The following is an 11,652-nucleotide window of genomic DNA, read 5'->3' as shown; positions in this document are numbered from 1 at the left end:
GTGATCAAAGAAAACTTCTAAGTTTCCACCTTTGGTTTTAACAAAGAAATGATTGCTTTCAGTATTGAATTGTTGTTTTGCTGAAATACAAGAAGCAACAACACCTGTTCCACATGAATAGGTTTCGTCTTCTACGCCACGTTCATAGGTGCTAACTTGAATCTGATTGTTATTTCCTGATATGAAGTTAACGTTTGTTCCTTCCTCCTTAAAACGTTGACTATTTCGAATAGATTTGCCTTCAGAATAGGTGTCGAATTCCTTGTGAGTAGTAATAAATTTCGTGTAATGTGGAGAACCTGTATTTAAGAAGTAGAAATCCTCTCCACTTTCGATATGGTTAACATTCTGCATTTGTAGGCTAACGATAAGTTGATTATTCTGAAAGCTAATGTCTGCGAAGTGTTCTCCATCAACAGCTATAAAATGTGTTTTGTCTTTTATGATATTCAGATGATATGCGAAAGTAACAATACAACGTCCACCATTACCACACATGCTTCCTTCTTTACCATCGGAGTTGAAATAACGCATCTTGAAATCGAAGCCCTCTTCGTTTTCGAGTAGCATAAGCCCGTCACAACCAATACCAAAACGTCTGTCGCACAATTTTTCAATAAGAGAAATATTTTCAGATGGAAAAGATTTATCTCTATTGTCGATTAAAATGAAGTCATTACCAGTACCTTGGTATTTGGAGAAGCAGATTTGCATTTTTATTATCTGTTAATAATTGTTAAGTAGTAATAATATATGGATCTAAAGTGATGATATAATATTAATTTAATGTCAAAAATAGTAATACTGATTCAAATACGTTCATACAATTAGGAATTTTAAAATAAATATAAACTTTTAATTATGAATTTTAAAATGTTCTTAGGAAGATTGCTAACCGCAATTGTAGGAGGTTTAATTGCTGTGTCTATTTTTATTTATTTGGAAGATAGAGAGGCTAATAGGAGTGAGATACCCACTTCTACAGATTCTAAATTTGCGAATGTGACACATGTCGATACGAAGTTGGTTGATTTGACTTATGCGGCTGAATTATCTGTAAAATCAGTAGTTCATGTTAAAACTCAATATGAAGGTCAGTCTTCTGGTTCTATATATGATTTCTTTTTTGGAAACAGGCGTTCTTATCATTCGCAACCTATTTTTGGAGCAGGATCAGGTGTTATTATATCAGATGATGGCTATATTGTAACTAATAACCATGTTGTAAGAAAGTCGGATCGCATTGAAGTTGTTTTGTATGATAAAAGATCATACGTGGCTAAATTAATAGGACAGGATGCATCCACCGATTTGGCTTTATTGAAAATAAAGGGCAAAGATTTCCCTAAAATGGAAATAGGAGACTCTGATTCTTTAAAGCTTGGAGAGTGGGTTCTAGCGGTTGGAAATCCGTTTAATTTAACTTCTACTGTAACAGCTGGAATTATTAGTGCGAAGTCGAGAAATATTGGCATTATGGGAGGAAGAATGAGTATTGAGTCATTTTTGCAAACTGATGCAGCCGTTAACCCCGGAAATAGTGGAGGAGCCTTAGTAAACTCCAAAGGACAATTAGTTGGAATCAATACGGCTATTGAGTCAAGAACAGGATCATACTCTGGCTACTCTTTCGCAATTCCTGAAAGTATCTTTAAGAAAATAATTGCCGATTTAAAGAAGTATGGCGAAGTTCAGCGTGCATTTCTAGGCGTAACGATTCGAAGTATTGATGCGGATTTGGCAGGTAAATTAAAACTCGATGCGATCTCAGGAGTCTATATAGATGGAGTGAATGAGAATGGTGCTGCAGATAAAGCGGGTATCCGATCTGGTGATGTTATAATTGAAATTGATAATAAAAAAACGAATACAAGTTCTGAGTTACAAGAACGAATCAGTCAATATGCTCCAGGAGATAAAATAAATATTTTAGTAAAAAGAAAGGGGAAAAAGAAACATTTTGACTTAACTTTACGTAATATGATTGGTAGTACCCAACTGATTAATGATAATCAGATCGATTTATTGGGCGCAAAATTTCAAAAGATATCAAAAATAGATATGTATACTCAAGGGATTCCTTACGGAATGCGAGTGATTAAATTGGTTGATGGAAAATTGAAACGTGCAGGAATAAAGGAAGGGTATATAATTATTAGTATCAATAATAAGCCTATTTCTAGCGAGGATGATATTCGTAAGGCTTTAAGTTTGATAGAGGATGAGGGGATATTTATTTCGGGTATTTATCCCAATGGATTGCATAAGTATTATGCTTTCTCTTTGACAGAAGATTAATGGACTCGAAATCGCAAATTAATAAATAACTAGAATAAAATGCTATTCAATTTTGGCTGTAAATTTAAAAAGAGCTAATTTTGCGCAATATTTCGAGTTGAAAAAGGGACTATGAGACAATTAAAGATAACAAAATCAATTACTAATCGCGAGAGTGCTTCACTTGATAAGTACTTGCAAGAGATTGGTAAAGAGGATCTTATTACTGTAGAAGAAGAAGTTGAATTGGCACAGCGCATCAAAAAAGGTGATCAAAAAGCTTTAGAGAAGTTAACTCGAGCCAATTTGCGTTTTGTTGTTTCTGTAGCCAAACAATACCAAAATCAAGGTTTAAGTCTACCTGACTTGATTAACGAAGGTAACCTAGGGTTGATTAAGGCGGCTGAGAAATTCGACGAGACTCGTGGTTTTAAATTCATTTCTTATGCGGTATGGTGGATACGTCAATCGATTTTGCAAGCTTTGGCTGAGCAGTCTCGTATTGTTCGTTTGCCATTGAACCAAGTAGGATCGTTGAATAAAATCAACAAAGCTTTTTCTAAGTTTGAACAGGAGCATGAGAGAAAACCATCTCCAGAAGAATTAGCTGATCAATTGGAGTTACCTGCTGATAAGGTTGCTGATACTCTTCGTGTATCGGGACGCCATATCTCAGTTGATGCACCTTTTGTTGATGGAGAAGATAATTCTTTACTTGACGTTCTTATTAATGACGACTCTCCAATTGCTGACCGTGCTTTGTTGAACGAATCGCTAACTAAAGAGATCGATCGTGCACTCGCCACTTTAACAGAAAGAGAGAGCGATATTATCAAATTATTCTTCGGTATTGGAATTCAGGAAATGACTCTTGAAGAGATCGGCGAAAAATTTGGTTTAACACGTGAGCGTGTTCGTCAGATTAAAGAAAAAGCGATTCGACGTTTAAGACATACTTCAAGATCTAAACTACTTAAAACCTACTTAGGTTAATCGTTTAGAACTGTGAAAAAATAGATTGAGGCTATTGAATTAATTTTCAATAGCCTCTTTGCTATTTAAGAGTTTTATGATTTTAACTATAATTTCTCTTTCAGGAGTTTTTCCAATTTGTACATTTCATCACGGAATTGTGCTGCCTGAAGGAAATCAAGTTCTTTTGAAGCTTTTTGCATTGACTTCTTAGTTTTAGCGATGGACTTCTCAAGACTTTCCTTGCTCATATATTGAACAACTGGATCGGCTGCAATCTCAATAGTTTCAGGACCACTATATGCTTTGGGATCAGAACCTCCACGACCATTTTGCATAATACTGGTTTTATCCTTGATAATCTGTGTTGGCGTTATATTGTGTTTGTCATTATAGGCTAACTGTTTCGCTCTTCGATAATCAGTTGAATCGATAGTCTCTTGCATCGATTTGGTAATCCTATCGGCATACATGATTACTAATCCATTTACATTACGAGCTGCACGGCCAGATGTTTGCACCAAGGCTCTTGTAGAACGAAGGAAACCCTCTTTGTCAGCATCCAATATGGCAACCAATGAAACTTCTGGTAAATCTAGCCCTTCTCGTAAAAGATTGACTCCAATTAAAACATCAAAAAGCCCCAGACGCAGATCTTCCATAATTTTAACACGATCTAATGTGTCTACATCTGAGTGAATATAGCGACAGCGAATATTCAAATCTGCAAAGTATTGCGAAAGTTCTTCAGCCATACGTTTTGTTAAAGTTGTAACCAAAACGCGCTCATCAATTTCACTTCTTTTATGTATTTCTGCAACCAAATCATCAATTTGATTTAGACTTGGGCGCACATCAATTTTTGGGTCGAGAAGTCCTGTAGGACGGATGACTTGTTCAACCACCACGCCTTCCGATTTTTCTAACTCATAATCAGTAGGGGTAGCACTCACGTATATGGTTTGTGAGGTGAGAGCCTCAAATTCATCAAACTTTAAGGGTCTGTTATCAAGAGCTGAAGGCAAACGAAAACCGTAATCAACCAAGTTGACTTTTCTGGAATGATCGCCCCCATACATGGCTCTTACCTGTGATAGGGTAACATGACTCTCGTCAATGACCATTAATAAATCATCAGGGAAATAGTCGATTAGGCAGAATGGGCGTGAACCTTGCGATCTGCCATCAAAATAGCGAGAGTAGTTCTCAATGCCAGAGCAATAGCCCAATTCTCGAATCATTTCCAAATCGAAAACCACCTTGTCCTCAACACGTTTGGCTTCGAGATGCTTACCAATGCTTTTCATGTATTCTACATGAGCCACCATATCGTCTTGAATCATCCTGATGGCATTCTGTACTTTATCTTTACTGGTGACAAAAATATTCGCGGGATAAATGGTGATTCTATCGTAGCGATCAATCTTTTTCCCGTTTAAGGGATCGAAGGAGTAGATCTCATCGATCTCATCATCCCAAAAGATAATGCGATAAGCAAAATCGGCGTAAGCTGGAAAAATATCGATGGTATCGCCTTTAACTCTAAAGTTCCCCCGGTTAAATTCGACTTCGTTTCTCGAATACAAGGCATCGACAAAGGAAAGCAGGAGTTTGTTTCTCGAGATGCGTTGGCCTTGTTTCAACTCTAGAACATTTGCATGGAAATCTTCAGGATTCCCAATACCGTATATACAGGATACTGATGAAACCACAATAACATCTCTACGGCCCGAAAGTAGTGCAGAGGTGGCGCTTAATCTCAGTTTTTCAATCTCATCGTTTATCGCAAGATCTTTTTCTATATAAGTATTGGTCGTTGGTAAATAGGCTTCAGGTTGGTAATAGTCGTAGTAACTAACAAAATACTCGACGGCATTATCTGGGAAAAAATTTTTGAATTCACCGTAAAGTTGAGCTGCTAGAGTTTTGTTGTGGCTTAAAACAAGAGTAGGTCGCTGAACTTCCTTTATCACATTGGCTATAGTAAAGGTCTTTCCCGAACCTGTTACTCCCAAAAGAGTTTGGTAGGGATTACCATCATTCAATCCCGCTGTCAGTTGTTTGATAGCTTCAGGTTGATCGCCAGTGGGGTGAAATTTTGATACTAGTTTGAAATCCATTCGAGAATAATTACTTTGTTTGTGGCTGTAAAGCTAATAAAAAGAGAGCATATACATCAAATGCATATGCTCTAAAGCTTTTACTGAAACTTAATTTGAAATAATTTTAGTCCTTATTTATTTCTTAAGCTTGAAAAAAACAGGAAAATGATCGCTAAATCCACCATAGTATTTTGTTCCACCATAGGTTTTATTTGGTGTTAAAACCCCTTTTTTGTTTTTGAAGCAAATCCATTTGTTGCGAAAAATTCGGCCTGCATTGTGTAAGGTTTGATAGCCTCTTGATTCGTTTAGAAGTGAATTAGAGACAATTAAATTATCAAGCATATTCCAATCACCTCTGTAGTTATACGAACCTTCGTTATTGGCTTGTAAATCATACATGAGGTTGTATAATCCCATGGGATTATCTGTATTTCTGTCATTATCGGCCTTTAGAGTTTCTACTACAGCCTTATCAGTTGGTTCATCATTAAAATCGCCCATGATGATAACTTTAGCAAATGGGTTTTTTGCTTGAATAGTACCGACAGCTTTTCTCAATTGTTTGGCTACAAAAATTCGATTGGGCTCCGATTTTTCTTGTCCTCCTCGGCGTGAAGGCCAATGATTCACGAAAATGTTTAAAGTATCTTTTCTTCCGACTAAGCCTTGTACATATAATATATCTCTGGTTTTGTATTCCTTTTCCCAGGGAAACTCAATATTTATAGTTTCGTGTTTAAGGTATTTAAATTCACTTTTTTTGTAAATCAGCGCACAGTCAATACCTCTTTTATCAGGACTTTCGTTATGCACAATTTGGTATTTACCTTTCTTTAATCTTTCTTCTTTAATAAGATCCTCAATAACTTCTTTGTTTTCAATCTCACAAAGACCAATAATTTCAGGTAGCACTTCTTTATTAATTGAGCTCAAAACATAGCTAAGCTTGGAAAGCTTATCACTATACCTTTTGGTATCCCAATTGAGTTTACCCATAGGGGTGAAATCGTTATCTCTTTTGTCAGGGTGATTGATTGTATCGAAAAGGTTCTCGACATTGTAGAATACAACAGTTATTTCTTTTTTACCTTTCGAAAAAGATGAAAAACAAATGAGAGCAGCGGAAAGCAGAAGCAAAGCTTTTTTTAACATGAGCTTATTATTAGAATTTGATTATATCTTTTGGCGGTTTTCTTGTGGATTTATGGTCTGACCTCAAAGTTAATGAAATTATCGATTAGAGGAAAGTCAACTGCTATTCTTCGAATCTAGAAGAAAAAATCCTAATATCACGTTTAAATATATGAAGTTTGGATTTCTTGAAACCCAGTAAAGAGAATAACAGATGAAAAACTCTTAAAACTTTCCTCTTTGTAACATTCGTTACACTTTTTGCTGATATCTTTCCTCATATTTGTGGTGTCGCAAGGGAGGAATGCTCATCGATAATAAATTAGACATTTCTCATTCGATTGCTTAAATTTAGTATTCAGAAATCTTCACACTAAAAAAATATTATTATGGCTATGTTTTGTTATCAGTGCCAAGAGGCAGCTAAAGGAACCGGATGTACAGTTAAAGGTGTTTGTGGAAAAACCGATGAGGTTGCAAACATTCAAGATTTACTGATGTATGTAATGAAAGGTATCTCTGTTTTCAGTACCAAAGCTCGTGAAGCAGGTGTTGAAAACGAGAAAGTCAATAACTTTATCATGACTGGTTTGTTCATGACCATTACCAACGCCAACTTCGACAAAGTAAAATTTGTTGCAGCTATTCGCGAAGGTTTAATACTGCGTGAAGAGATCAAAACTCAAGCTGAAGCGGCTGGTGTTGTTTTCAAAAACCTTCACCATTCTGCAACATGGTTTGCTGATGCTGAAAACGATTTTGATGCAAAAGCACGTTTCATTGGTGTTCTTTCAACTGAAAACGAGGATGTTCGTTCATTAAGGGAATTGTTGATTTACGGATTAAAGGGTTTTGCAGCATACGTTGAGCATGCATATAACTTAGGTCTTGAGAAAGCTGAAATGTATGCATTCATGCAAAAAGCTTTACAAGCAACTACTGACGATACTTTAAATGCTGACGAATTAGTTGCTCTTGTTATGGAATGTGGTGCTAATGGTGTAACTGCCATGGCAACTCTTGACGAAGCGAATACAACGGCTTATGGTAATCCCGAAATTACTGAGGTAAACATAGGTGTAAGCGATAAGCCAGGTATCCTAATTTCAGGTCACGACCTTAAGGATATGGAAGAGTTATTGAAACAAACTGATGGAACTGGTGTTGATGTTTACACTCACTCTGAGATGTTACCAGCTAACTACTACCCAGCATTCAAAAAGTACAAGCACTTTGTAGGTAACTACGGAAATGCATGGTGGAAGCAGAACGAAGAGTTCGAGACTTTCAACGGACCTATCTTGTTTACAACCAACTGTATTGTTCCTCCAACTGCGAAGTCTACATACCAAGATAAAGTATATACAACAGGAGCATCTGGTTTCCCAGGATTCAAGCATATTGATGCTGATGAGAACGGAAAGAAAGACTTCTCTGAAATTATTGAGCTAGCTAAGAAATGTGCTGCTCCAACTGAAATTGAGAACGGAACTATCGTAGGTGGTTTTGCTCATAACCAAGTAATGCAATTGGCTGATAAAGTTGTTGATGCTGTAAAATCAGGCGCTATCCGTAAGTTCTTCGTAATGGCAGGTTGCGACGGTCGTATGAAAGGTCGCGATTACTATACTGAATTTGCTGCTGCTTTACCAAAAGACACCGTAATTTTAACTGCAGGTTGTGCTAAGTACCGTTACAACAAATTAGAGTTAGGCGATATCGGTGGAATTCCAAGAGTATTGGATGCTGGTCAGTGTAATGACTCTTATTCATTAGCAGTTATCGCATTGAAATTGAAAGAAGTATTTGAACTAAACGATATCAACGATCTACCAATTGCTTACAATATTGCATGGTACGAGCAAAAAGCTGTTATTGTATTATTAGCTCTTCTTTCTTTAGGTGTTAAGAATATCCACCTGGGACCTACATTGCCAGCTTTCCTTTCTCCAAATGTAGCTAAGGTATTAATTGATACTTTCGGTATTGCAGGTGTTGGAACTGTTGACGAGGACATGAAATTGTTCCTTAACTAAAAATTAAATATTACAACTAGAATCATAGGTACATAGTGGCTAATAGGTCACTATGTATCCATTACAAGCATTTGATAGGAGACTATCAAATAGATTGACAAAAATCTTGTTAATAGGATTGGCGTTAGATCATATTTGGGTTAATGACTTAAACTGTTCAGAAGAGTGTTCATTCTTTTTTGAGCAGTTTTTGTATATTTTAGGCATAGGTTTAAATTCTCAAAATACAGTTATCAATGAAGAATTGGACAAAGTTTTTTAAGAAGCATCATAAGTGGCCATCCTTGGTTCTCACTCTATTTATACTATTGTTTGCATTCTCGGGTATCGTGATGAATCATCGAGAAACCTTTTCGTCGGTAGATTTAAATAGAGAGTACTTAGGAAGCGAATATCAATACAAGAATTGGAATAAGGCTGCTGTAAAATCAGGACTACAACTTGATGGAGACACGGCATTAATCTATGGTAATGTTGGTGTTTGGAAGACATCAGACAATTATAAAAGCTTTGAGAATTTTAATCAAGGATTCCCTGAAGGGATTGATAATTGTAAAATTGAGAAAATACTTAAAACAAGCTCGGGAGAACTTTATGCAGGGACTTTATTAGGACTTTATCAGTTTAAAAATGAAGTTTGGCTTAAGATTGAATTACCTGTATCAGAAAAACGTGTTGTGGATTTACTAGAAGTTAAAGGTGATTTCTATGTATTGACACGTTCTCATTTATTGAAACAAAACTCTTCAGGATTTGAAACGCTTAACCTTTTGGCTAAAGCCAACTATGATGGTAAAATTTCCTTGTTTAAAACTTTATGGGAGGTGCATTCTGGCGAAGCTTTTGGTTTGCTTGGAAAACTATTTGTCGATTTCATTGGCTTGATTTTTATACTTCTCTCGATTTCAGGAATCATCTATTTTATTTATCCTAAATGGATGAAACGATTGAAAACTAAAGGTCAAGGCACCAAGGAGAAGGTTAAGTTTCTAAAATTCAATTTGAAATGGCACAATCGTTTAGGTTATTGGATGATTATCTTTCTGATATTATCTGCCCTAACGGGTATGTTTTTACGCCCACCTTTATTGATCTCCATTGCAAATGCCAAAGTAGATAAACTACCTTTTACTCACCTTGATGATCCTAATCCCTGGTACGATCAATTGAGAAGAATAACTTATGATGAGGAGTTGGATAGAGTGCTTTTAGCTAGCAATGAGGGTATCTATTATTCAGATAATTTCTTCGAGACCGCACCTGTATCATTCCCAAATCATGCACCTGTTTCAGTCATGGGCGTTAATGTTTTTGAGGTTGTAAAACCTGGTAAATATCTGGTTGGCTCTTTTTCTGGCTTATTTTATTGGATTCCTGAAAGGGCTTTAATCTTCGATTATTTTACAAAGACGCCTCATGTGCCAATTAAAAGAATGGGGCCGCCTATTTCATCTCATCCAATTGCTGGTTATTTGCGTGATTCAGATGGACGTGAATTTGTTTTCGACTACAATTTAGGGGTGGGGAATATGACTGACGAAAATCACTTTGTGAATATGCCTGAGCAAATTCAAAAAGCCCCAATGTCTTTGTGGAATCTTTGTCTAGAGATTCATACGGGAAGAATATATCAATACATATTTGGAAAATTCTATATTCTATTTATTCCTCTAGCCGGCTTGACTATACTTTGGATTCTAATTACTGGCTTGGTATTGTACTTGAAGAGAAGAAACTAATGATAGAAAAAGACGGATTGAATTTAGCTTCGATTTTTCTCGGAGCTTTTTTATTCATCTGTATTGGGATTGTATAGTCTGATTATCTTAAAAAAATGTTTATTTTCGATATGAAATCAATCTTAATCTGTTGCAAATGTTCGAATTCGACTCATATCAATTAATTATTGCAGGCTGTTTAATCATTTTGCTCTCCTTTATTTTTACTAAAATCGCAAACAAAACTCATATTCCATCTGTTCTAATGCTTATTGGTTTGGGTATTCTAATTCAGTATGGTATAAAGTTAATGCATGTGCCAGAAATTAATTTTTTCCCAATACTCGAAGTGATTGGGATTATAGGTTTAATTATGATCGTATTAGAGGCTGCACTTGACTTAGAGTTGAAGAAAGAGAAAATTAATGTCATTATTAGGTCTTTGCTTGTTGCCACCTTAGGTTTGGCAGCGTCTTTGCTTGTTGCTTCAGCTATTATTTATTATATGATTCCTAATATGGACTGGCTTACATCCGTTTTGTATGCTACGCCATTATCTATCCTATCTAGTGCTATTATTATTCCAAGTGTTGGAAAACTAAGTGAAGAAAAAAGGGAATTTCATGTTTATGAAAGTACTTTTTCTGATATTATAGGGATCATGCTATTCTATTTTGTTTTGAATGTTATCGAGTTTCAAAATCCAGATCCTTTAGCTACATCAGAAGTTATGCATCCTATTCTAAGTTTTGGAATAAGTATTGTGGTTTCTTGCATAGTCGCTTTTACCGCCAGTTATCTACTCTTGTATCTCTTCCAGTTTATTAAAGATGGAGCACATTTATTCCTATTGATTTCTCTTTTGGTTTTGCTTTATGCTGTAGGGAAAATGTTACACTTATCACCACTAATTATTATTCTAGTATTTGGAATAATTGCTCAAAATAACGAATTGTTTTATCGTGGTCGTTTACGAAAATATCTTCATAAGGAGAGGTTTGAAGTTCTCAAACGAGAGTTGCATGTCATAACAATGGAATCAGCCTTTGTTGTCAGAACTTTTTTTTTCGTAATATTTGGTTTGAGTATTGTAGTTTCTAATCTTTTCGATTTTAGGGTGTTGGAGATTAGTTTAATGCTATTGGCTAGCATTTATGCCATACGTTGGTTATTTCTTCGTGCTTTTATGGGTTTTGATATTTTCCCGCAAATATGGATAGCGCCAAGAGGGTTAATTACGGTTTTGCTATATTATGCCATTCCTCAAGAATATAGTAACGAGTCCTTTGATCCTGGTATTCTTTTGTTTATCATTATTTCAACTAGCCTGATTATGTCTTGGGGACTAATCCATTCTGCCATTGTTCAGGATATTCCTTTAATCATTAATCCAATTATTGAAGAAGAAATGCT

Annotated in this window: 8 protein-coding genes; 5 read left to right on the top strand and 3 right to left on the bottom strand. The window is 35.8% G+C overall.

Annotation, left to right across the window (positions count from 1 at the left end; all coding sequences use genetic code 11):
• The coding region (gene dapF / locus ABY905_RS08850) for a diaminopimelate epimerase (RefSeq protein ID WP_372642660.1) at window positions 1-714 on the bottom strand (714 nt) is incomplete at its 3' end.
• 147 nt (window positions 715-861) lie between these two features.
• Here dapF and ABY905_RS08845 point away from each other — a divergent pair.
• Both ABY905_RS08845 and ABY905_RS08840 read left to right on the top strand, forming a co-directional pair.
• Complete coding sequence (locus ABY905_RS08845) at window positions 862-2,298, top strand: trypsin-like peptidase domain-containing protein (RefSeq protein ID WP_372642658.1); 1,437 nt, start codon at window positions 862-864, stop codon at window positions 2,296-2,298.
• Between the two features lie 111 nt (window positions 2,299-2,409).
• Complete coding sequence (locus tag ABY905_RS08840) at window positions 2,410-3,270, top strand: RNA polymerase sigma factor RpoD/SigA (RefSeq protein ID WP_372642656.1); 861 nt, start codon at window positions 2,410-2,412, stop codon at window positions 3,268-3,270.
• Between the two features lie 86 nt (window positions 3,271-3,356).
• Here ABY905_RS08840 and uvrB read toward each other — a convergent pair whose 3' ends face one another.
• Complete coding sequence (gene uvrB, locus ABY905_RS08835) at window positions 3,357-5,369, bottom strand: excinuclease ABC subunit UvrB (RefSeq protein ID WP_372642654.1); 2,013 nt, start codon at window positions 5,367-5,369, stop codon at window positions 3,357-3,359.
• 117 nt (window positions 5,370-5,486) lie between these two features.
• Window positions 5,487-6,506, bottom strand: coding sequence for a hypothetical protein (locus ABY905_RS08830; RefSeq protein ID WP_372642652.1), 1,020 nt, complete (start codon window positions 6,504-6,506; stop codon window positions 5,487-5,489).
• A 368-nt stretch (window positions 6,507-6,874) separates the two neighbouring features.
• Here ABY905_RS08830 and hcp point away from each other — a divergent pair, with 368 nt between their 5' ends.
• The 3 genes from hcp to ABY905_RS08815 all read left to right on the top strand — a co-directional run.
• Complete coding sequence (gene hcp, locus ABY905_RS08825; protein WP_372642650.1) at window positions 6,875-8,521, top strand: hydroxylamine reductase; 1,647 nt, start codon at window positions 6,875-6,877, stop codon at window positions 8,519-8,521.
• Between the two features lie 236 nt (window positions 8,522-8,757).
• Window positions 8,758-10,260, top strand: coding sequence for a PepSY domain-containing protein (locus tag ABY905_RS08820; protein WP_372642648.1), 1,503 nt, complete (start codon window positions 8,758-8,760; stop codon window positions 10,258-10,260).
• A gap of 136 nt (window positions 10,261-10,396) precedes the next feature.
• The coding region (locus tag ABY905_RS08815; RefSeq protein ID WP_372642646.1) for a cation:proton antiporter at window positions 10,397-11,652 on the top strand (1,256 nt) is incomplete at its 3' end.

The sequence above is a fragment of the Ancylomarina sp. genome, assembly GCF_041555295.1.
In the GTDB taxonomy this organism is placed as follows: Bacteria; Bacteroidota; Bacteroidia; order Bacteroidales; family Marinifilaceae; genus Ancylomarina.
The sequence above is the reverse complement of the archived record's forward strand: the minus strand, read 5'-3'. Positions and strand labels throughout refer to the sequence as shown.

What these genes read in the sequence shown, in the direction of transcription:
- ABY905_RS08845 (WP_372642658.1), top strand. Translation starts at nt 862, where the DNA reads ATGAATTTTAAAATGTTCTTAGGAAGATTGCTAACCGCAATTGTAGGA.
- ABY905_RS08840 (WP_372642656.1), top strand. Translation starts at nt 2,410, where the DNA reads ATGAGACAATTAAAGATAACAAAATCAATTACTAATCGCGAGAGTGCT.
- uvrB (WP_372642654.1), bottom strand. Translation starts at nt 5,369, where the DNA reads ATGGATTTCAAACTAGTATCAAAATTTCACCCCACTGGCGATCAACCT.
- ABY905_RS08830 (WP_372642652.1), bottom strand. Translation starts at nt 6,506, where the DNA reads ATGTTAAAAAAAGCTTTGCTTCTGCTTTCCGCTGCTCTCATTTGTTTT.
- hcp (WP_372642650.1), top strand. Translation starts at nt 6,875, where the DNA reads ATGGCTATGTTTTGTTATCAGTGCCAAGAGGCAGCTAAAGGAACCGGA.
- ABY905_RS08820 (WP_372642648.1), top strand. Translation starts at nt 8,758, where the DNA reads ATGAAGAATTGGACAAAGTTTTTTAAGAAGCATCATAAGTGGCCATCC.